This window comes from Actinomadura sp. KC345 (assembly GCF_004348515.1).
GTDB lineage: Bacteria > Actinomycetota > Actinomycetes > Streptosporangiales > Streptosporangiaceae > Spirillospora.
In genome coordinates, this window is the sequence record NZ_SMKH01000044.1 from 1 (window position 1) to 21,651 (window position 21,651).

At 72.3% G+C, this 21,651-nt stretch carries 19 protein-coding genes; 2 read left to right on the top strand and 17 right to left on the bottom strand.

What is annotated here, in order from left to right; translation table 11 throughout:
• From E1281_RS10275 to E1281_RS10330, 12 genes are all read right to left on the bottom strand, one after another.
• A partial coding sequence (locus E1281_RS10275) for a methyltransferase domain-containing protein (protein ID WP_131877050.1) occupies window positions 1-479 on the bottom strand: 479 nt, incomplete at its 3' end.
• Window positions 480-516: 37 nt separating this feature from the next.
• On the bottom strand, window positions 517-1,278 hold the full coding sequence (locus E1281_RS10280; protein ID WP_131877051.1) for a class I SAM-dependent methyltransferase: 762 nt from the start codon (window positions 1,276-1,278) through the stop codon (window positions 517-519).
• 25 nt (window positions 1,279-1,303) lie between these two features.
• Entirely contained in the window at window positions 1,304-2,350 is a 1,047-nt protein-coding gene (locus E1281_RS10285) for a hypothetical protein (protein ID WP_131877052.1), read from the bottom strand.
• Between the two features lie 174 nt (window positions 2,351-2,524).
• Window positions 2,525-2,713 (bottom strand): hypothetical protein, encoded by a 189-nt coding sequence (locus tag E1281_RS10290; protein WP_131877053.1) that lies wholly within the window; start codon window positions 2,711-2,713, stop codon window positions 2,525-2,527.
• Entirely contained in the window at window positions 2,710-3,231 is a 522-nt protein-coding gene (locus tag E1281_RS10295; protein ID WP_165958859.1) for an ATP-binding protein, read from the bottom strand. The genes E1281_RS10290 and E1281_RS10295 overlap by 4 nt, the downstream gene beginning before the upstream one ends.
• A gap of 119 nt (window positions 3,232-3,350) precedes the next feature.
• Entirely contained in the window at window positions 3,351-3,911 is a 561-nt protein-coding gene (locus E1281_RS10300) for a hypothetical protein (RefSeq protein ID WP_131877055.1), read from the bottom strand.
• 127 nt (window positions 3,912-4,038) lie between these two features.
• Window positions 4,039-6,909, bottom strand: a complete 2,871-nt coding sequence (locus E1281_RS10305) for a DUF5682 family protein (RefSeq protein ID WP_243716798.1) — start codon at window positions 6,907-6,909, stop codon at window positions 4,039-4,041.
• Complete coding sequence (locus tag E1281_RS10310; protein ID WP_131877057.1) at window positions 6,858-7,979, bottom strand: AAA family ATPase; 1,122 nt, start codon at window positions 7,977-7,979, stop codon at window positions 6,858-6,860. Before E1281_RS10310 ends, E1281_RS10305 begins: the two co-directional genes overlap by 52 nt.
• A 69-nt stretch (window positions 7,980-8,048) precedes the next feature.
• Complete coding sequence (locus E1281_RS10315; RefSeq protein WP_131877058.1) at window positions 8,049-9,518, bottom strand: VWA domain-containing protein; 1,470 nt, start codon at window positions 9,516-9,518, stop codon at window positions 8,049-8,051.
• Window positions 9,515-10,891, bottom strand: coding sequence for a hypothetical protein (locus tag E1281_RS10320; protein WP_131877059.1), 1,377 nt, complete (start codon window positions 10,889-10,891; stop codon window positions 9,515-9,517). Before E1281_RS10320 ends, E1281_RS10315 begins: the two co-directional genes overlap by 4 nt.
• On the bottom strand, window positions 10,891-11,346 hold the full coding sequence (locus E1281_RS10325; RefSeq protein WP_347813277.1) for a hypothetical protein: 456 nt from the start codon (window positions 11,344-11,346) through the stop codon (window positions 10,891-10,893). Before E1281_RS10325 ends, E1281_RS10320 begins: the two co-directional genes overlap by 1 nt.
• 171 nt (window positions 11,347-11,517) lie before the next feature.
• Window positions 11,518-14,178 carry a PQQ-binding-like beta-propeller repeat protein gene (locus tag E1281_RS10330; RefSeq protein WP_131877061.1) on the bottom strand — a complete coding sequence of 887 codons (2,661 nt, stop codon included), beginning with the start codon at window positions 14,176-14,178 and terminating at the stop codon, window positions 11,518-11,520.
• Window positions 14,179-14,337: 159 nt separating this feature from the next.
• Between E1281_RS10330 and E1281_RS10335 the strand changes: the two genes are divergently transcribed.
• Window positions 14,338-14,976 carry a maleylpyruvate isomerase N-terminal domain-containing protein gene (locus E1281_RS10335; RefSeq protein ID WP_131877062.1) on the top strand — a complete coding sequence of 213 codons (639 nt, stop codon included), beginning with the start codon at window positions 14,338-14,340 and terminating at the stop codon, window positions 14,974-14,976.
• Window positions 14,977-14,997: 21 nt separating this feature from the next.
• On the opposite strand, the gene E1281_RS10340 is transcribed toward E1281_RS10335, so the two are convergent.
• From E1281_RS10340 to E1281_RS10355, 4 genes are all read right to left on the bottom strand, one after another.
• Window positions 14,998-16,104: an alanine racemase gene (locus tag E1281_RS10340; protein ID WP_131877063.1), complete on the bottom strand. Its 1,107-nt coding sequence runs from the start codon at window positions 16,102-16,104 to the stop codon at window positions 14,998-15,000.
• Window positions 16,105-16,118: 14 nt separating this feature from the next.
• Window positions 16,119-17,720, bottom strand: a complete 1,602-nt coding sequence (locus E1281_RS10345; protein WP_131877064.1) for an IucA/IucC family protein — start codon at window positions 17,718-17,720, stop codon at window positions 16,119-16,121.
• Window positions 17,721-17,786: 66 nt separating this feature from the next.
• The gene (locus E1281_RS10350; RefSeq protein WP_243716800.1) at window positions 17,787-19,406 is read right to left on the bottom strand and encodes an IucA/IucC family protein; all 1,620 of its coding nucleotides are present in this window, start codon (window positions 19,404-19,406) and stop codon (window positions 17,787-17,789) included.
• Window positions 19,403-20,551, bottom strand: coding sequence for a siderophore biosynthesis protein (locus E1281_RS10355; protein ID WP_131877065.1), 1,149 nt, complete (start codon window positions 20,549-20,551; stop codon window positions 19,403-19,405). The genes E1281_RS10350 and E1281_RS10355 overlap by 4 nt, the downstream gene beginning before the upstream one ends.
• A 207-nt stretch (window positions 20,552-20,758) precedes the next feature.
• Here E1281_RS10355 and E1281_RS10360 point away from each other — a divergent pair, with 207 nt between their 5' ends.
• Window positions 20,759-21,367 (top strand): HD domain-containing protein, encoded by a 609-nt coding sequence (locus E1281_RS10360; protein ID WP_131877066.1) that lies wholly within the window; start codon window positions 20,759-20,761, stop codon window positions 21,365-21,367.
• On the opposite strand, the gene E1281_RS10365 is transcribed toward E1281_RS10360, so the two are convergent.
• The gene (locus tag E1281_RS10365; RefSeq protein WP_131877067.1) at window positions 21,357-21,638 is read right to left on the bottom strand and encodes a DUF4031 domain-containing protein; all 282 of its coding nucleotides are present in this window, start codon (window positions 21,636-21,638) and stop codon (window positions 21,357-21,359) included. The two genes, E1281_RS10360 and E1281_RS10365, sit on opposite strands and share 11 nt — an antisense overlap.
• Between the last annotated feature and the right edge of the window lie 13 nt (window positions 21,639-21,651).

Genomic DNA, 21,651 nt, shown 5'->3' on the forward strand with positions numbered 1-21,651 from the left:
GGCAGGTGGGGGCGGTCGCGGCGGGCGTCCTCGGTGAACGCCTCCCACGCCAGCAGTCCGCCCGGCAGGACCGCCCCGGCCGCCCGGCCGAACACGGCGCGGTCCCAGAAGCCGGTGCACAGCACGAGCGCATACCCCGGCGGGGTCGGCCGCCAGTCGCCGAGATCGGCCTGGACGAGCGTGACCAGCCGGTCGAGTCCGCGCCGCCGCGCCTCCGCGCCGAGCCGTCCGAGGGCGACCTCGGACACGTCCACGGCGGTGACCGCACGCCCGGCCGCGGCGGCGAGCAGGGCGCTCCCGGAGGGCCCGGACGCGAGATCGAGCACCTCGCCGTCCGGGAGGCCCTCGGACAGTGCCCGCTCGGCCAGCGGATGGACGGACGACAGTCGCGAAGCGTCCCCGTACTTGGCGTTCCACCGGAGCCTGTCCGGATGTCCGGCCAGGTCCGGCGGCACGTTCTCCGGTGACACGGGGTCCATGCGACGACCTTAGGGCACGCCTGCCGGGCCGGCGCGGTCAGCGGCGCTCCGCGATCAGGAGCATGAACAGCGCGGTCGGGAAGCCCGTGCGCCACCAGGGGTCGTCCCGCATCTGCTCCTGCGTGGGGTGCGGCTCGCGCAGGTCCGCGATGACGAAGCCGGAATCGCGGAGCGTTCCAGCGTAGAACTCCAGCGGCCGGAGCCACGAGGTGATCATCGAAGGGGATTCGAGGCCGTCCACCAGGAACCGCTGGTCGATCCCGCGCGACGCGAAGTACCGCGTCGCCGGGACGCTGTTCATCGCGCCGTGCTCGGAGTTCTCCACGTAGAAGCACGGGTGCAGGGTCAGCAGGACCACCCGGCCGCCGCTGCGCAGGACGCGCGAGAACTCGCCGAACGCGCCGGTCGGGTCCTGCAGGTGGCTGAACAGGTGGTTGCAGACGATCAGGTCGAAGGAGTCGTCCTCGAACGGCAGGTCCTCGACGCTGGCGCGCATGAAGGTGGCCGTGCCCTCCGGCGAGGGGTGGGCGGAGGCCGCGTCGATCAGGCCCTGGGAGACGTCGACGCCGGTGACGTCCGCCCCCCGTGAGGCGAGCGTGCGGGCGATGTACCCCTCGCCGCAGCCCGCGTCGAGGACGCGCTGCCCCTCGCACGGGCCGATGGCGTCGAAGATGGCGCGGTCGGTGAGATCGGTCCGGTACCGGTCCCGGCGCTCCCTGATGACCTTGACCCAGTACTGTGCGTTGGCCTCCCATCTCTCCCGTGTCAGATTCGCGATGGCTTGCGCCGTGTCCTCCACCGGCTCCCCATTCTCCGCGCCCGGTTCAGGCGACGCCCTTGAGCCGCCGAACCAGCGTGTTGCAGGTCTGTCTGACCCTCTTGTCCCGGCAGTCGGCCGCGCGCAGCTCGATGGCCCGGATCAGCTCGGTGATCTTTCCACCGAACGCGGGATCGCGTTTCAGCGCCAGCGGAATGTACGTCGACACCAGGTAGTACAGGTAGGCGTCGTTGTACTCCGCGATCTCGCGCAGCACCTCGGTGGCCGTGTTGCGCAGCGACAGCGCGCTCGGCAGCGTGAAGTCGCTGCTGATGCGGCCGTCTCTGGTGTAGGTCGGGAACGACCATTCCTCCAGGGCCGCGTACACGGGCGTCGTGTCGAGCTCCTTGCGGTACCTTTCCGCGAGCTCGATGTCGTCGGAGCTGATGAGGGATCCCATGACGACGCCGCGCATCATGAACGCGGCCTGGCGTCCGGGGACCACGAAGCCGAGGTCGGCCTCCAGCGTCCCCGTCACCTTGCTGACCTGGTGCGTGAGGATGTTGAGCGCGAGGATCGAATGGAACGAGTAGGTCTTGCGGTTCAGGCGGGGAGCCAGGTCGATCGACGAGTCGAACAGCGCCTGCGGATCGTCGAGGAGGCCGTTGCCCGCCTCGGTGGAGTAGAGCGTCTCGAGCGCGCGGTCCTGCTCGCGTCCCCAGAACCGGGCGATGAAGGAGGAGGTCTTCTGCGTCGCCTCGCCGCGCACGATGTGCAGGGCGGCCTCCAGCGCGTTCAGCAGGTGCTGCTGCGCGACGTCCGAGGCCTCGAAGGCGGCGAGGTCGACCGCGAGGCCCTCGCCGTGCAGGTCGGTGACGAGCACGTCGCGCCTCTTCCGGACGGCGTGCGCCATCGAGTACTCCGCGATCCCCGGGACCGACGACATGAGGCTCTGCAGCGACCGCCCGCTGACCCGGTCGAGCCATCCGGTGTTGTCCCACAGCCGGAAGATCGTGCTCTCGTCGAGCCCCGAGAAGGCGGCCACATCGGACATGTTGAGCCCCATGTCCTTGGTGATCTCGGAGAGGGACTTCGGCTCGCCGTCCGCTGCCATCGCTCGCCCCAGATCTGGCATCCGCTGACGCCCCGATCGTAGCGAAGCGCCGCGGGACGGGGGCCGGCGGTTCACGGATGTGGCCGTCTCGTCACCATGGGGGCCGAGCATCCCGGGCGGCCCCGTGGGGGACGGCTCAGCGGAGGGCGGAGGAGCGGTTCGCATCGCGCGCCGTCACCCCGGGTCGCGTCCCGGCGTGCACCCGGTGCCGCCGGGGCGCCGGAGCCCGCACCGGATGCCGGCGGGCCGCCGGAGCCCGGCGCCGCCGGCGGGCCGGGTCGCGGCGTGGTCCAGGAAGCCCCTGTTCGCCTGGACGAGCCGTCCCGCGATCGGGCACCCGCGCGGCGCCGGCGCCGGGGTCACGGCAGCCGCCATCCTTCCCGGACGCCCACCCCGAACCAGAAGACGGCCGTCCGGTTCCTGCCCCGGCCGGTGCCGAAGTCGGTGGCGAGCGCCCTCATCAGGGCGAGCCCGCGCCCGTGCACGGGCAGCGGGTCGTCCGCCTCGCGCGGCCGTCCGGGCGCGGCGCCGCCGTCGGCGACCTCGACCCGCACGTACCGGTCGATGTGCAGGACCGACAGCGTGATGTTCCCGTCCCGGCGCGGCCGGGCGTGCAGCACCGAGTTCGTCACGGCCTCGCTGGTCAGCAGCTCCAGGTCGGCGAGCTCTGACCGGTCGGCGCCGAAGTGCTGCCCGACGAGCTCCCTGACATAGGACCTCGCGAGCCGCACGGCGGCCGGTGTCGCGGCGAGGTCGATCTCGCCGATGAGGCGCCCGGTCGACTTTCCGTTGCTCCAGGCGGACGGGATTCCGAGTTCCAGCGAGGGTGCGGACGCCGGGACGATCACGGGCGCACCGGACCACGCGTCTGATGGGTTCATGGCGGCGTTGGCTTCACGTCTCAGGGTCGGGCTGTAAGCGAACATGTGTTCTTCGGCCTGGTCGGATTCGGACGTGGAAGTGAGACGACACACACTCTGACGCAGCGAGCACCCCCCGGTCACCGCCGCTTGCGCGCACGCAACGAACTCACTCCACCCTGCGCACCGTCGCCATCCGTGGTCTCTCCGATGCGAAGTGTCGCGGTGACTCCCAGGCCCGCCCTCCGCCGGTGCAGGCGGGCCATGCCCTCAGCCTCGGACGCGGTGGACGGTGAAACTCGGAACCCCGACGTTGCCGAGACTGTGAACGACCTCGGACGGAGTGAGGACGGCGAAGCCCCCCCGATGGCCCTGGGCCTGCCCGGCAGGGTGTCGGAGAGCCGCCTTCCCTCGCCGTCGAGCAGGAGGAACCGCTCCTTGCCGTTCCGGGCGTCGGCGACGACCAGTCTCGCGACGTCGTCGTCCTCGCGGTCCAGGCCGGTGTAGACGACCGCGTCCCCGGCGAGCTCGATGGCCTCCAGCGAGCGGAGAGCGGTGTCCTCGGCGGCGGGATCCACCGGGGTGGTCTCACCGGCGCCGGCCGTCCACAGCGGGGCAGCGTCGATCCGGGGCGGCTTCACCGCCGGCGCGCCCGGCCCGCTCGGCTCGGCCGGCGTGGCGCCGACGGCGGCCGCGTGCACCACGAGACCGGCCGCACGCCCGTGGGCGTGCCGAAGCCGTCGACCGGCCGCAACGATTGAGATGACCGAAGGGTAGAATCTTGTTCGATCTCGTCTCCTCCGAGTGCGGCCGGTCCCGGCCACCGGGTCAGACGGCCAAGAGCGCCGCGACGGCGTCCGGGCTCCCCGAATGCCGTCCGACCAGCGCCACCACCTCCTGGTAGGCGTCGTCCGCGGTCGCCGTCCACTCGGCGGGATGTCCCAGCAGCGTCGCCACCGCGTCGCATGCGGCGGGGTTTCCGACCAGCAGGGTGGAGACGGGGCCGGGCGCCGCCGGGGCCGCGTGTGCGGCCGGCGGGGCGGACCGCTCCCAGGGCGGCACCCAGGAGTCCACCGCGTCCAGGGTCGCCGGGAACGTGCGGGCCGCCTCGCGGACGAGCACCGGCACCAGCTCCCGCGCGTGCTCGCGCAGCGTCGTGATCAGCTGCGGCAGCCACGGGAGCAGGACCTCGTCGGGCAGCCGCGCGAACGCCTTCGACATCACCTCCACCACCAGCGGCGCCAGCGTCGGCGCCGGTTCCAGCGCCTGGACGAAACCGCTCATGTAATGCGGGAACGCCGGGACGACCAGCGGGTTGGCGAGCAGCTCGTCGCACCGTCCCCGCAGCTCCGCGAGCGGCATCAGGCCGAGCTGCGACGTCGCCGCCCACAGCAGCGCCACCTTCGCGGGCGCCTCCGGATGCGACTGCCGGACGGCCAGTTCGAGCTGCGCGTGGTCGCAGCCCAGCGACAGGGCCAGGCTCTCCATCCCGAACAGGAACCCGAGCATCGCCGCGACCTGCCGGACCCCGGCGTCCTCGTCCAGGAACGCCGTCGGGAGCAGCGTGCAGTAGTGCGCGTAGCCGGCCGTGACGAACGACCGGCACCAGCCGGGCAGTTCCGGTTCGGTCGCGCGGTAGTGCGCGAGCAGCCGCCGTATCCGCCGCAGCACCTCGGGCGCGTCGTCCACGGTCCGCTCGGCGGCCAGCAGCTCCACCGCCCGCGCGCCCAGCTCGTCGGCGATCCGGCGTCCGCCCAGGTAGAGGACGGCGTCCTCCACCGCCCGCAGCGCGACGGCGGCGGTGGCCTTCGGATCGTGCACCGCGCGGCGGAGCCGCTGCTCCAGGACCTGCTCGACCGTGACGCCCTCGTACCCCAGCTCGACCAGCGCCCGCTGGTTCCGGCCGATCGCGAGGTCCCAGCTCTCCTGGATCGACCGCTCGCCCAGCGTCCGCGAACCCATGATCGGCCTGACCGCGTCCTCCGGCAGCAGCCGCCGCAGCACCCACAGCAGATCCGAGCACGGCACCAGGTCGGGGGCGGCGTTCAGGTCGAGCAGCGCCCGCTGGATCGTGCGCTTCTCCAGGTCGAGGCCCAGCGGCTCCAGCCGGTCGAGGACGTCGCGGGCCAGCGGCGGCAGCGACGCGTAGCCGACCTGGCCGATCCGGTCGCCGCCGAGGAGGATCTCGCACAGCCGCCGCACGTCGCGCCGTCCCGGCACCGCGTCCTTCTCGATGCAGGTGATCGCGGCGTCCTGGAAGTCGTACGGCGTCGGGCGCGCCCGTCCCCGCATCCCCGCGAGGAGGACGGACGTCTCGAACACCGCGATGGCGTCGGCGGTGCTCGCCATGTACCCGTTGCGTCGCGCCAGCCGGACGATGTCGACGCACCAGCCGAGCAGCTCCGCCTCGTCCAGGTCGTCCAGCGCCGGCGGGCTCGCCAGGAACCCCGAGAGCCGGTCCGCGGCCGGCGGGTCCTCGCCGGGGCCGGGCTTCGTGCCCTTGACCGGGCCCTTCGCCGGTTTCGCGGCGCCGTTCCGGCCTTCCAGGCGGAACGGCTTCACCCCGCTCCGCTTGACGGCCTTCGCCCAGGTCGCCGCCGCGATCGACACCGAACCGGACGCCAGCCCGAACTGCGCCTCGATGGCCGAATGGCTGGACGGGATCAGCCCGTACTGCCAGCGCGTCCCCGTTCGGGGCGTGATGTCGAAGGGCTCCGCCTCCGACGCCAGCCCGAACTGCTCGACGCGGCTGGCCGCGTGGAACGCCCCGCACACGTACAGGCATGCGGACGGGTCGGTCCCGGTCGCGGCCAGATGCTCGCGCATCCGGGTCCACATGTACCGCTCCCGGTTCTCGTCCAGCTCGTGCCGCTCGTCGCCCTCCGGCCGCAGCCGCCGGAACAGGCTGCCGATCAGCACCATGACCTGCCGGTAGGTGTCGTAGCCGGCGCCGGTGAGGGGCTGCTCGACGTACTGGTCCCACCATTCCGACCAGTGCCGCACCTTCCCGTGATGCAGCAGATGCGCCTCCAGTTCGGCGAACCGGGGACGGAGATCCCCGATCTCGACGCCCACGGAGTCCCCGTGCAGGGCCCCGTCGTCGTCCGCGGCCTTCTCCGCCTTCTCCGCGTTCCCGGTTTCGTGCCCGGCGCCGTCCGCGGTCTCCCTGCGCGGGTCCCACTGGAAGACGTGGTCGCTGGAGCGGTCGACGAGGACCAGCTCGACCCCCGGCGTGTCCAGGGCGTAGGAGATGGCCTGGTACTCCGCGGACGCCTCGGTGATCGGCGCGACCACGCTGAGCGGCGCCCACGCGTCCGGGAGGCCGTCCAGCTCGCCGGCGAACGCCTGCAACGCCACCGGCAGCCGGCAGTTCCGCAGTTCGTCGAGCAGCGGCGCGAGGTCCTCGCAAAGCTCCAGGTAGACGACCGAGGGCCGTTTCTCGCGCAGCCGCCGCGCCATCGCCAGCGCCGACGCGGGGGAGTGGTGGCACACGGGGAAGATCTCCAGCTCCTCCCGCAGCGCCCGGTCGACGTCGTCCACCAGTCCCGAGAGGATCCCCGACACCGCGTCCCCGCCGAACTCGCGCGCGGCGCCGGTCAGCTGCTCCCGGAGTTCCGCGAAGACACCCGCGGTCGCGGCCGGGCCGCTCACGACAGGGTCGAGATCGCGTCGCGGCCGCCCTCCAGGAAGCCCTGCCATGGCCCGTCCTCCCCGTCCTTCTTGCTGCGCGGCTCGATGACGCCGTGCCAGAACTTGTTCAGGATCGCGAGGTCCTCGGGGGTGCGGCGCGCCAGCGACCCGACGAGGGAGCTGCCGAGCGTCTCGGGCCGCAGCGTCCGGTCACCGAAGAACTGGCTGTGCAGGATCGCGTCCTCCAGGACGCCGATCTGCTCCGCGGTCGACAGCGCCGATTCGAGCTTCTCGTCGTCGCTCGTGGCGGACGCGGCGGCGGCGCGCAGGTCGGCGAAGCTCTGCAGCAGGACGTCCAGCAGCGTCGGCGGCAGCTCCAGCTCGATCTCGTGCCGGCGCAGCAGCTCCGACGTGCGGAACCGGACGATCTCCGCCTCGCTGCGCTTGTTCGTCACCACCGGGATGCGGACGAAGTTGAACCGCCGCTTCAGCGCCGACGACAGGTCGTTGACGCCCCGGTCCCGGCTGTTGGCCGTCGCGATGATCGAGAATCCGGGCTGGGCGAACACGATGTTGTCGTCGTCCAGCTCCGGGATCGACACGTACTTCTCCGACAGGATGGAGATCAACGCGTCCTGGACGTCGCTGGTCGAGCGGGTCAGCTCCTCGAACCGCCCGATCACCCCCGACTCCATCGCCGTCATGATCGGTGAGGGGATCATCGAGTCCCGGGACTGCCCCTTCGCGATCACCATGGACACGTTCCACGAGTACTTGATGTGGTCCTCGGTGGTGCCCGCCGTGCCCTGCACGACCAGCGTCGAGTTCCGGCAGATCGCGGCCGACAGCAGCTCGGCGAGCCAGCTCTTCCCGGTGCCCGGGTCGCCGATCAGCAGCAGCCCCCGGTCGGAGGCCAGCGTCACGATGCTGCGCTCGACGAAGCTGCGGTCGCCGAACCACTTCTGCGGGATCTCCCGCTCCAGGCCGTCCGACCGCTCGGACCCGAGCACGAACAGCCGCACCATCTTCGGGCTGAGCCGCCACGCGAACGGCTTGGGCCCGTCGTCGATCGACTCCAGCCAGTCCAGCTCCTCGGCGTACTTCACCTCGGCCGGGGCGCGGAGCATCTCGTCGGTCATCGTCGCCTGCCTTTCAGCATGCGGCCGGCATGGGCCGCAGCGTGGTCCATGAGGGTTTGCGGGGGAGTGCTATGCGAGGAAGTTCTTCAGCTCGAACACGAGCTTCTGGATCTTCCCGGAGATCACGGGCGTGCCGAGGTTCTTGAAGCGCTGCCGGAACCACGGCTCGACGATCTGGGTCCCGGAGCTGTTCACCGAGCCGACGGGGATGAACTTCACCCCGGACCTGTGCACCGCCTCGATGCCGGCGTACAGCGCCTGCGAACGGCCGAACTCGTAGAAGTCGGAGATCCACACCATCACCGTGTTGCGCGGATCGGTGATCTTCGGCCGGGCCATCTCCATCGCGACCGGGCCGTCGTTGCCGCCGCCGAGGTTCGTCCGCAGGAGCACCTCGAACGGGTCGTTCACCCACGGCGTCAGGTCGATCGCCCGCGTGTCGAAGGCGATCAGATGGACGTCCACCTTCGGCAGCCCCGCGAAGATGGACGCGAGGATCGTGCAGTTCACCATCGAGTCGACCATCGACCCCGACTGGTCCACGACCACGATCATCTTCGCGGGGGTCGTGCGCTTGGCGGTGTGCCGGTAGAACAGCTTGTCCACGTAGAGGCGCTCGTCCTCCGGGCTCCAGTTCGTGAGGTTCTTCCAGATCGTCCGGTCGAGGTCGAGGTTGCGGAACACCCGCTTCGGCGGCACCGACCGGTCGACGGTGCCCGCGCTCGTCTGCTGGACCTGCGTCCGCAGCACCTCCGCGACCTCGTCGACGTACCTGCGGATCAGCGACTTGGCGTTCGCCAGCGCCACCCCCGACAGGTTCGCCTTGTCGCGCAGCAGCTGCTCGATCAGCGACATGCTCGGCGTCAGCCGGCTCGCCAGCTTCGGGTCGGCCAGCACCTCCCGCAGCCGCATCCGGCCGACGAGATCGCCTTCCAGGCCCGCCAGGACGCCCTTCACCTCGCCCGCGCCCTCCTCGCCGAGCGCAGCCTTCAACCATCCGGCGTCCTTCTGCCAGGCTCCGAGCTGCCCCGCGGTCACACTGCCGCTCCCGGTCTGGAACGTGTTGAGCAGCAACTTCGAGATCAGCGCCGCCCGCCGCACCTCCTCCGACCCCGCACCGCCCGCCGTGTCACCGCCCGCCGTGTCACCGCCCGCCGTGTCACCGCCCGCCGTGTCACCGCCGGTGGCGGCCCCGTTCGCGGGGTCGCCGTCCGCCCTGTCGCTTCCCGTCGCGCCGGTCGGGGTGTCACCGTCCGTGGCGCTACCGCCGGTGGGGCCGGTGGGGTTCGCGAGGGCCTCGAACTCGGCGGCCAGGCCGGGGAAGCGCTGGACGAGGTTGTCCACCGAGACGCCCGGGTCGAGCAGCGCGGGCGGGAGGTCCAGGTCGTCGACGATGGCGACGCTCGCCGACTCCAGCGACGGGTGCTCCTCCGGATCGAACACGCGCGCCAACAGCCGCCAGTAAAGGAGCTGCCGCCTGTTCGCCTCGGCGCTCCGGAACCCGGTTCCCTGCATGTTCTGTGAGTCCTGGGTGGTCATTTGCGCAGCAACCGTCCCGCCCGCTCGCGCAGCACCGCCACGGCGTCGCCCGCGCGTGCCTCCGCCTTGACGACCTTCGGGTCGGTGGGGCCGAGCGCCCAGTCGCCGTTGTGCGCCTCGACCGGCTTCTTCCTGACCGCCGCCTGGACGGCGAGGGGCTGCATCGTCCAGCGGCCGTCCCATCTGACGAGTCCGATGCACGCGGACGACGCCGCCACGAGCTCGGACGTCAGCGGGCCGCTCGCCGGGAGCCGCTCCAGGTCGATCTCCAGGGTGTGGCCGTCCAGTTCGAGGTCCGTTCCGTCGACCGCGTAGCCCTCCAGCAGGACGGGCTCGGCGATCCGCACGGGATGGCGGTCCAGGGGCGGGACGGCCGGGGCGAGCGCCTCACCGAGCTGGACGCGGGCCGCGGCGAACGGGTCGGCGGTGTCGCCGGCCTTGGCCCGGCCGTCGTCCCACATGAGGTCCCCGCCGATGAGGGGCAGATCCTGGACGTCCAGGGTCCGCTTCTCGGCGAGTGCGCCGAGCAGGACGGGGTGGTCGCCGAGCAGCCGCCACACGGCCGGACCCACGATGGTGTCGACCTTGGCCGAGCCGACGCTGATCCGCACCATCCGGGCTTGCCCGCCCGCAGACTCCAGCAGAGCGTGGACCTGCACCTGGACGGCCGTCGCGTGCTCATGGACGTCCACCCCCAGGACGAGCAGCCGCCCCGACACGGTCTCGGCCGCGTGGCCGGGCGCGCCCGGCTGGGACAGCAGCATCCCGCGCGCCCACAGGTCGCCCCAGCGCCGCGCCGGCAGCCGCTCCATCGTCGCCACCGGGCACGACGCCCGGAGCTCGGCCGCCAGGCCGTCCAGCAGGACGCCCAGCCCCCGAAGCCGCGGCTCGGCCAGCACCGCCTCGATCGCCTGGTCGGACGCCGACACCAGGTCGTGGTCGACGCCGCGCCAGCCCGCGACGGCCACCTCGGCGAGCCACGACCGGCACCCGCCGAGCAGGTTCGCGGCCTCGGCCGCGCCCGGCGCCGCGTCCTCCCACGCGCTCCGGGAGCGTCCGAGAGCCGCGTCGAGCCGTCCCGCCAGGGCGTCGTGGACGGCGCCGAACAGCGCGGTGCGCGCTCCCGCCAGCGTGACCAGATGCGTCTCCGCGACGGACCCGGCCGCGACCTTCTCGACCGCCTCCGCGACCGGGCCGTCCAGCGGCGACCCGGCCAGCGCCCCCGCGAGCGCGGTCAGCGCCGCGGCCTGCTCCTCCCCGAGCCGCCCGAACCCGTGCGCGAGCGCCTCGTCGAACCCGGCGACGATGCCGAGCGCCTCGTCCACCCCCGGCGGCGTTCCGCCGACCAGCTCACCGAGCTGCACCCCGAGCATCAGCGCACCGCCCCCGTGGCCGGGAACCACTGCATCTCGACCAGCGGGGCCGTCGCCGGCGGCAGCTCCAGGTAGGCCAGGTGCCGGAGGAAGCGGCTGAACACCACGGCCGCCGGCGCCTGCTCCTTCCGCCCGTCCAGGGCGGCGAGAAGGCCACCGCCCTCGTCCACGTCGGCCTTCAGGTACCGGGCGACCCGCTCGACCCCGTACTGCAGGACGGCCTCCTTGACGAGAGCTTGCAAGTGCTTGCACGGGTACGACCCCGACAGCCCGCCGCACGGCCGGTTGTTGTTGGTGCTGCAGCTGAAGCCGTGGGTACCGGACGCGATCGACGACACGTACACCCGCGCGATGTCCGAACCGCTCGACACGACCCCCTGCAACCGCCCGTCCGCCATCTCGACGAACGGGACCTTCGCCAGCTTGCGCGGCTGGACGGGCGGTACCACCCTCACCGCGCTCCGCCGCTCCCACGCGGCATTGCCCGCGTCCAATTGACCTCCAGCACCTCGGCACGGACGATCACGAACCCCGACCGGACCGGTCAGGCACGGCACAGCCTCGCAGCGCCCACCGACATTCCGCCGCCGTTCCGGAGACACCGCCCGTGCGCGGCGGAGTCCGCCTCATTCCCGGACGCGGTGGACGGTGAAGGTCGCCACCCCGCCGCCGAACCCGTGCATGATCTCGGACGAGCTCAGGACGGCGAAACCGCCGCCGATGGCCTGGGGCATGCCCGGCAGGTCGTCCGAGAGCAGCCGGCCGTCACCGTCGAACACGAGGAAGCGCCCCGCCTGGGCTCCGGGACCGATCGTCGCCGGGCGGTGGGCGGCGAACCAGTTCCCGAAGGCCGCGTAGCGGGTGAGGAACCCGGTCTCCAGCAGGTCCTGGATCTTCGTGGCGCCGTCGCGGGTCTGGATCGTCACCGCGCGCGCCGAAGCGCTCCCGCCCGGGGCGTCCGGGTTCGCTTCGCAGACGATCAGCGTGTCGCCGTCGCCGTCGCACCGGTCGAGGGGCACGTACGTCCGGGCCAGCTCGCGGCCCGTGGCCCGGTCGAGGACGGCCCCGCCGTCCGCGGTGCCGATGACGACCGTCTCGCCGCCCGCGTCGTGGAGCAGCCTCGGATCCCGGTACCGGTCGCCGAGCCGCCATTGGAGCCCGCCGTCCGACGCGCCGTAGGCGATGAGGTCGCGCCGCGCCCGGCCTTGCGGGCCGGGTTCGGCGGCGAGGACGAGGCCGCCGCCGGTGCTCTCGGGCGTCACCCCGCGCTTGCGCCACAGGTCCTTGCGGGACCCGGTCGCGTAGACGACCGTCTCGTCCCCAGCGCCGCGCTCCGACACCCTGACGGCGAACGTCTCGCGGTCGGCCGCCTCCAGGGCCGCGTACCCGTTCCCGCTCGTGACCTGCTTCTTCCACCGGACGCTTCCGTCCTTGAGCGAGAGCGCCGCGACGCCTTCGACGCCGCCCGGGCCCCGGTACTCGACGAACGACAGCCACTCGCCGCCCATGTCCACGATGCGGGGACCACCCAGACCCGTGACGGGGGAGACGCCGACGAAGGTCGCCTCCGCGCCGCCGCCGAGCGACGCGCCGTCGCGGACGGACCACCGCACCTTCCCGTTCTCCACGTCCACGACCACCTGCTCGTCGCGGTCGTCGTCCTCGGCGTCCCGCCCGGTGAGGACGAGCGCGCCGCCGGCGAGGCGGACGTCCTCGACCGTCGTCAGTCCCATGTCCCCGGCCGAGCCCGGCACCGTGCCGGACGCGGCCGCCGCGCTCGTCACCGCCGTCCACAGCGGCGTCGCGTCGATCCCGGGCGGCTTCAGCACGGGCCTTGCCGAAGCGCTGGCCTCCGGCGGTTCCGCGCCGAACGCCGCGGCGTGGACGGCGAGCCCGCCGTCCGTGGACGATCCCTTCCGGTCCACCCGGAACGCGACGGCCTTCTCCGACACCGCGGCGACCTCGCCGCGCGGCGCCGCGCCGATCCGGTTCCCCGCCCGGTCGACGGCGGCGCGCCGCAGGGGGCGGTCGCCGCCGGACGACGCGTGAACGAAGACCCGGTCCCGCCAGACCAGGCCGACCTGAGCCATCGAGTCCTCGTCGAACGGCGGCTTCTTCGTGATGAACGGGTCTTCGCCCGCACCGGGACGGACCGTCACGAGCCGCCCGTCGGCACCGGAGCACGCGATCAGCGTGCGCCCGTCGTCGGCGCAGTCCCAGAGCCGGTCGTTCTCCGTCGCGACTCCGTCCGAGCCGGTCTCGCCGTCCCGGGCGGTCTCGCGGCCCGTGGCGGCGTCGAGCAGTGCCGTCCGCCGGTCCTCGTACGTCCGGCCCGGTTTCCGCTCCCGCACGGTGACGGCGGCCGTCCCGCCGGCCACGGCGTCCAGATCGGAGCTCTCGAACGTGCCGTTCAGGTCCCAGCGCTTGGCGCCGGTCCTGACGTCGAGCGCGAAGACGTCGGAATTCTTGCGCGCTGCGTCCCATCGCGCGGGCGGAGGCCGGTCGCCGCGCGTCTCGCCGAGCACCAGGCCGCCCGCGAAGCGGTACGCCCAGCCGTCCTCGTTCCGCCACAGCTCGCCTCCGGTCGCCGGGTCCAGCGCCACGGTCCTCAGCTCGGTGGCCTCTTCCCCTTCCACACTGGCGAGGACGACCCGCGTGTCCGCCGCGAGGAGCCGCACCTTCTGCCCGCGGTCGTCGTCGCCCTTGTCGCCGGACTCGGGACGGATGAGCGCGTGCTTCCAGCGCACGGCGCCGTCCTTGCCGGACAGCGCCGCCACCCCGATCTCGGTCTCGTCTCCCCGGGAACCCTCCGAGTACTGGACGAGAACCGTCCAGTCGCCGCTGTCGTCGTCGCCGTCGCCGTACAGGAGCGGCTTGCCCGTGACGCCGCTCAGTTGCTCCGCCCGGGACCCGTGGCCCTGATGGGCCTGGGCGCCGTCACCGCCCTTCAACGGGGAGCCGGCGTCCACGACCCAGCGCGGCGCCCCGGTCCGCACGTCGGCCGCGGCCAGCCTGGCCCCGCCGATGCCGCCGACGTCGCCGGCGACGACGGCGGCGGCGTCCCCGCGCAGCTCGGCCCCGGCGACCCGCACCATGCCGAGCTTCCGCTCGTCCCACATCGGCTTGCCGCTGAACGAGAGGGGTTCCGGCCGCTTCTCCCCGTCCGGCAGCGGATCGAGGTCCGGGCCCCCGGAGCCGCATGCCCTGACCAGGACGACCACCATGGCCACCGCCACGAGGACGGCTCCGGCGGCGAGCGCGCGTGATCGGTTCGTCTCGGGCAGCACGACCGGAACCTTCCGCTGGACGGCACGGCGCGGCAGTATCCGCCGGCCGTGCGAACTGCGATGGCCGGAACGATCACCCGGTTCCCTCCGGATCCGGCCGGATCCGGCCGGAGGAGGCGGTTCGGGCCGGCCGGCGACGCTCCGGGTAGCGTCGGGATCATGCAGCCTCCCGCCGATGCCGTGACAGCGGACGATCTCGACCTGGCCGTTCGGCTCGCCGTCGCCGCCCTGCGTGAGACCCGGCCGGACGCCTGGGACGCCAAGGCCGGAACGCTCGAATGGGACTGCTGGGAGACCGTCGAGCATCTGGCCGACGACCTCTTCTCCTATGCCGCCCAGATGGGGCCGAGGACTCCGCCCATGGACGGTGAAGTGCCGTTCGTGTGGGAGAGCCGGAGACCCGGCGGCCCCAGGAACGCCGTGCACGCGGATCGGGAGGCCGGGCCCGCCGGGCTTCTGCAGGTGCTGGAGGCGTGTGGCGCGTTCCTCGTCGCGATGGTGCGCTGCACGCCTCCGGACGTACGGGCCCACCACGTGTTCGGTGCGTCCGACCCCGAGGGGTTCGCCGCGATGGGCATCGTGGAGACCGTCGTCCACACCCATGACGTGGCGGAGGGGCTCGGCCTGCCCTGGGAGCCGCCCGCCGGCCTGTGCTCCCGCGTGCTCGGACGGCTGTTCCCGGACGCCCCGGCGGGAACGGAGCCGTGGCCGACGCTGCTCTGGGCCACCGGCCGCGCGGAACTCCCCGGACGCCCCCGCCTGACGTCCTGGCGCTGGGACGGCTCCGTCCGGGCATGACCGCCGCCTGGCCCGCTGGCTTCAACGCAGGTAGTGGAACGCCGGCTTCGGGTGCATGAGGAAGTCGTGGTGGGAGATGTTCCAGGCGTAGGCGCCGGCCATCGTGAACGCGATGATGTCGCCGGGGGACAGGCGCGGGACGAGGACGTCGCGGGCGAAGACGTCCTTGGGGGTGCAGAGTTGGCCCACCAGGGTGGCGCGGATCTCCGGGCCGTTCGCGGTGAGGGTTTCGAAGGGCTGGTCGTGGCCCTTCGTCACCGGGGTCCTCAAATGATGGGTGCCGCCGCGAAGGATCACATAGGTCTCACCGCGGGTGGTTTTCACGTCCAGGACGTCGGTGACGTACCAGCCGTGATAAGCCGTCATGGCGCGACCCGGTTCGATGCGCAGTACGGGGTTCGCGGGGAGGCCCTTGCCGTAGCTTCGCCAGTCGAATCGGCTGTCCGGGGCGGTGTAGTCGACGGCCATGCCGCCGCCAATGTTGAGTTCGGGGTCCCTTACTCCGTGAGCGTCCAGCCAAGGGAGCGCCCAGTCTCTTGTCTGGGCGGCCAGATCGAGCATCGCCGGGGCGTCCAGGCCGGAGGCGAGGTGGACGTGAATGCCGCAGAGATCGAGGCCGGGTGTTCCGGCCAGGTGGCGGGCGCATTCGTCGAGGCCGGGCTCGTCCATGCCGAAGGGCCCGCTCATGGTGAGTGCGGCGTCCGGCGTCTTGAGCGGCAGGTTGGCCCTGAGGAGGATGTCGGCCGGTCCGGAAATGCGGGACAGTTCCCTGGGGCTCTCGACATGGATGCGGTCGACGCCGAGGTGCTGGGCCAGGGACAGTTCTTCGATGGTCTTGCCTGGGCCGCCGAACGCTATGCGAATGTCGGGAAGAGTTGCCCGGACGTGGGTGAGTTCACCGCCGGACGAGACTTCTATGCCGTCCACGTGCGGGGCCAAAGTGCGGAGTATCTCGGCGTCCGGGTTGGCCTTGGCGGCGTAGAACAGTTCCGTGCCGGGGAGGGCGGCGCGAATCTCGGCGGCGTGTGCCGCCAGCCCGCGGAGATCGTAGATGTAGGCCGGGTGGCTCGGAAGGCCGAGGGCGTATTCATGCAGGGTCGGTTCGTTCACGGCGGTCGGTTGGTTCATGGCGGCCGGTTCGTTCATAGCGGCGGGGGCGTGGCCAGCGGATTGGGAGCGGGGACGTAGGTGGCGCCGCGGTCGGCCGTGCGGGACCAGCGGGTGCGGAGATTCGCCTTGGCCGGCAGCGGCACCCCGGCCAGGAGCGCCCTCACCTGAGGATGGTGGTCGTGGGCGGCGAAATGCTTTCTCGCCGTCTGCCAGAGCGTTCGTTCCAGGGACGGATGCAGGTCCGCTATCGCCGCCGCGATTTCGATCAGGTGGTTGACGACGAGGCAGTAGACGACGCGGTTCCAGCCCCGGTCCGGTGCGTAGGTGAGGCTTTCGGCAACGCGCGCAGGGAGGTGGGCCAGGTCCCAGTGGCCCGCAGTGAGCTTTGTGCCCTCCAGGTCGCGGAACGCCGTGTGGACGGGCATGCCGTGGGTGTCCACGCAGATGAGCACGTTCTGGAGGTGCGGCTCCAGGACGACTCCGTGATCCAGGTAGGCGCGCAGGACCGGGGGAGCGACCTGAGCCACGTAGGCGTCCCACCATGCTCGGGCACTGTCGGATTCCGCTAGAGCCGGTAGGTCCGCAAGGAAGGTGTTGTACGGGTCGGCCAGTGCACCGGCCAGGAGCGGCGTGCCCGGGAGGCCCTTGACGCCCTGGCGCAGGATCACGCCCAGGCCCTCGTACAGGCGGCGGTCGGCCAGGGAGATGCTGCGGTAGGCGGGTTCAGCGAGAAATGTGGAGTTCAGCTCCGTGAAGATGGGGGGCACCAACTCGTTCAGGGTTATCGCCCCGGCCAATTCGTACCAGGCGTTCTTGCGGACGCAGTTGGTGATGCGCACGTCCAGGCTGAACTTGCAGAACACGTCGGCGGCCGGCACGTACACCGTGCGGACGGACGACGTGGGCGCCGCTTCGGTGTCGGAGGGGCCGAGGTTGAGGAGCACGCCCCGCGCCAAAGCCTCCTGGAGGACGGGGTTGTCCGCCATCAGGGAGAACTGCCACGGGTGGACGGGGAGCAGCCTCCGTCCGGACGGAGCTGGAGGCCCGTACGCCTCCAGCTCCGCGAAAGCCTCCGGATGGCCTTCTTCAGCGACGACCTCCTCTGGGACGGCCAGCCAGTGGGGCCGGAAGCGCGCCCTCGCCTCAGGCGCGTACTGAAGCCAGTCCGCCGGTGAACCCTGGCGTGACTTCGGGGACGGATGAAAGCGGTGCCCCGTCACAAGGGACTGCTCCGAGTCGATGTAGGGGTCGTCCAAGGGCTCGCTTCGTGCGGCGAGGATCGCGGACAAGGCGCTGTGGCTGTCGTCCACCTGAGTGAGGAACTCCGGGTTCGCGCGACCGGTGGCCAGCTCAAGCTCACCGGCGACGAGATTTGCCAGCCTGTCCCAGGGGGCCGCGATCCACTCGTCCCCGCGCTTTTCCTCGTAGGGCGGCGCCAGGCGGTAGGTGGGGCCGACCGGAGGGCGGGCCAGGCCGGTGCGCAGCTCCACGCCCGCACGGGGGAGGCGGGCCACCAGGTGCGCGCCGTCCGCCCACACCTGCTGCTCGGGCGCGCAGACCTCCCGGATCAGGCAGTTCAGCAGCGCGGTCGAGGTGGCGTCGTCGGCGGAGATGCCGGGTTCTGTCAGCAGCACGTCGGGTCCCGTGGCGTGGTCGGCGGTCGGTGGGCGGTCTGGCGTGGTCGGCGGGCGCGGTCCGGGTCACGGGCACGTGGCGTCCCGGCGCAGGTAGTTCGGCCCCGGCGGGCCGTAGTGCTTGTTGATGTCGGCCGCGCCGGTCCTCGCCTTGTCGACGAGGGTTCCGGCGGTGAGCATGGCCTTGCCCGGCAGGGCGTCCGCGTCCAGCGTGCGGGAGCGCAGGAACGCCTCGTCCGGCCCGAGGGCCTCGTCCAGCCGCTCGCGGATCATCGCGCGGCCGGTGCGCCAGGGCAGGAGGCCGCGCTCGGCCAGTCCCAGGGCCGGGGCGGCGGCGCACAGGTGCAGCGTGATGGTGACGAAGACGCGGGCGAGCGCCTCGTCGTCGTCGGTCGTCATCCTGCGGTCGATGAGGTCGCGCGGGTCCGTGCCGGGGGACGGCGGGAGGCGCTCCCGGAGCCGGGACGTGTTGATGAGCGTGCCGTCGTTGTCCTTGATGAGGAGGCGGAGCGGGGCGTCGTCCAGGACGAGGGCGACGTTCTGCTGGTGTGCCTCTAGCGCGATGCCGTAGCGGAACAGAGTGACGTTCCAGGAGAACAGCGCGGAGAGGTAGGCGTCGAAGACCGCCTCGACGTCCCACCGTTCGACCACGTGACCATGGTCCGGGGCATCCGCGAGCAGCGCCGCTATCGGGACGATGTGCGCGCGCGCCGTCTCGGGCGGGAAACGTCGAACGAGATAGCCCAGGAGGGGGTCCTGCGCGTGGCCGTAGGTCTGCTCGTCGGCGAGGAGGACCGGGAGCTCCGGTTCCCGTAGCAGCACACGGTGCAGGATGCGTTCGACCAGCGCGCCGTCCGGCAGGGTGCCGGGCATGATCGTGCGGCGGTTGCGCAGGCCGAGGGTGCTGGTCGGCAGCGGCATCTTGAGGTGCCCCAGCGGCGCGGCGGCCACGGTCCGCATCGAGAGGGTGGGCGTGACCTGCAGGTACGGCTCGGGGGCCAGCGCCGCGCCGGGATGCCCGCGCACCTGGCGCACCGCCAGCGGGTGGACGGGGAACAGCGCGGCGCCCCCGCCGGCGTCGGGCGCGCCGAGGCCGACGTCCGCGGGGCTCGGCCACCAGCCCGGCAGCGACCCGGCGAGCGCCGGGTTCCGCACCGCCGCCCAGCGCAGCGGGAAGGACGGCGCGAACTCGGGCGCGTAGCGGCTCAGATCGGCCATGGACAGCCCCGCGCGTGAGCGCCCGGCCGGATGCACCGGATGGTCGTTGTAGGCGGCGAGCGTCTCGTAGAACGTGCCGGGGCCCGTCCGCAGCTCGTCCGGGATGCGCGCCAGCCGCCGGTGCACGGCCGGGCGCGCGTCGTCGTGGAGCCTGACGGTCGCGAGGGCGTCCCGGCACTCCCGCTCGAACGCCTCGATGTCGTCGCTCGGGTCCGCCAGTGCGCGCACGGCGGTGAAGACGTCGCCCAGCCCGAGGGCCTGCGCCGGGTCCACCACGAGTTCGGAGAGGAAGGCGGGGCGCGCGGCCAGGAGGCGCACGGAACGCCCCGGCAGTCTCAGCGTCCGGTGCTCGACGAGGCGGCGCAGGCCCGCGTAGTCCTCGCGCAGGAGCGCGTCGAGAACCCGGGCCGCCAGACGCCCTTCGGCGTCGTCGGTCACGGGGTCGTCGGTCGCAGGGTCGCCGCTCACGCGATCGTCCAGTCGTGGGCGTCACGGAAGCGCGCCAGTGCGGCGTCCACCTCGCCTGCCTCGGGGCCGATGGCGCGGACCGTGCCCAGGTAGTCGCGGTTGGTACGGGTGAGGGCGACCGTGTCCCCGACCGCGCGCTGCGGACGGTAGTCCAGCCGCACTGGGCCGTCGTCCATCTGGAGGGGGCCGGGAGCCGCGGTGAGCTTGCCGGAGCGGTCGGCGATGACCGGTTCGGCGACGGCATGCCGCCGCTCGCGGGCGTGCCAGGCCCGCAGGGGCGCTCCCAGGTGGACCTTCAGGATTTCCTCGAACAGCGGAACGCCGAGCAGGTCCGCCAAGAGGAAGTCGCAGTGGTCACCGATCAGCCGGTAGTTGACTTCAATGATGCGGGCGCGTCCCTCATGGACGACGAACTCGGTATGGCAGGCCCCGAAGCCGACACCCATCGCTTCGAGCTGCTCCAAGACCGCAGGCGTCTCTGGGGGCGGCTCCGTCCACTCAAGGCGCTCCTCCACGAAGAAGGGCGGCGGAGACACGGTCGTGCGAAACGACCCGAGGATGCGCAGCTCCCGCCCGTCACCGAGCGTCTCCAGCGTGTGGAGGCGGCCTGGGAGATACTCCTCCGCCACCAGGGGACCGTCCCGGTGAGCGGCGATCTCGTCCCGCCGTGTGGCCAGCTCGGCGGCGTCCTGGACGAGGAACACGTCCTCACTGGCCACACCCTCGCGCGGCTTGAGGACGAGCGGATACGGCGCGTCCGGCGGCACCCGGCAGGCGTCCGCCGAGAAGACCGGATCGAGGGACGCGAGGTGCCGCCGCATGAGCGCCTTGTTCTTCGCGCGCGTCGCCGCCCGCCAGTCCTTGGCGGGGAGCCCGAAATAGGCGGCGGCCAGCGCGGCGGGCGCCTGGAGGAAGTCGCTGTTGGAGAACACGGCCGCGGGCTCGCCGCGTCCCACGGCGGCGATGATCTCGCGGAAGTCGGAGACGTCGCAGTCCACGACCGGCCCGCCGAACGTGCCCGCGTGGGCCGTGGGACGATCGGTCAGCAGGACCGTCTCCAGTCCCAGGCGCGCCGCGGCGGGCAGGAACCCGTGCGTCACCGAGTCGGTCGTCTTCCCGGCGACCAGGTAGAGAGAGGCGGCCACGATCGGCCTTTCCAGTGCGGAGTTGCGTCCAGGTGGAGCTGAGGCTGCGTGCGGTGAGGGTGAGACCAGGCGGCGTCCGAGGCAGGCGCAGCGGGTGAGGTAAGCCTTGCCTAACTCGCTGTCACCATAGTGGCGGGGGCCGCATGCGGAGGCAAGAACGGCGGCATCGCGTGTCCCGGCCGTTCGGCGGTCCGCCAGGATGGGCTCATGGATCTTGTCGACCGGTGGGTCGCGCTCGCGGGACCTCACACCCGGCATATCGGAATGGAACTGGACAAGCGCTACGGCGAACCGCACCGCCGCTACCACACGCGCCGGCACCTCGCCGCCGTCCTCGACCTTGTGGACGAACTCGCCGGGCACGCCGCCGCGCCCGACACCGTCCGCGTCGCCGCCTGGTTCCACGACGCCGTCTACGACCCCGAGCGCGCCGACAACGAGGAGCGCAGCGCCCGCCTCGCCGCACGCATGCTCGCGGACACCGACCTCCGCGAGCCTGAGATCGAACAAGTGGTCCGGCTCATCGAGCTGACCACCACGCACGCGCCGGACGACGACGACCCGGACGGCCAGGTGCTGTGCGACGCCGACCTCGCCATCCTCGGCGCGGAGCCCGACCAGTACGCCGCCTACGCCGCCGCCGTCCGCGAGGAGTACGCGTTCGTCCCGGACGAGTTCTTCCAGGCGGGACGCGCCGAAGTCCTCAACGGCCTGCTGGCGCTCCCCAGCCTGTTCCACACCGCACCGGCCCGGGAACGCTTCGAAGACCGCGCACGGAACAACATCCGGACGGAGCTGACGCTCCTCAACGCGTGACAGGGGCGTTCCGCCGGTAGTCCTTGCGCCTGCGCAGGCCGGCCGCGGTGAGCCGCGAGAGGAGCTCCTGGCAGCCGACCGCCTCCGCCCCCAGCAGCACGGCCTTCTCGTAGAGTTCGGACGGGACGTCGTAGTGGTCGCGCTCGAACGCCCGTGGCGGCATCCCCAGTTCCGCCGCGAAGACGTGCAGCTCCCCGTACGAGACGTCGCTGACCATGTGCGACCACACGCGCCCGCGCGCGGGCCACAGCGGCGGATCTATGAGGATCAAGACGGCTCCGGGG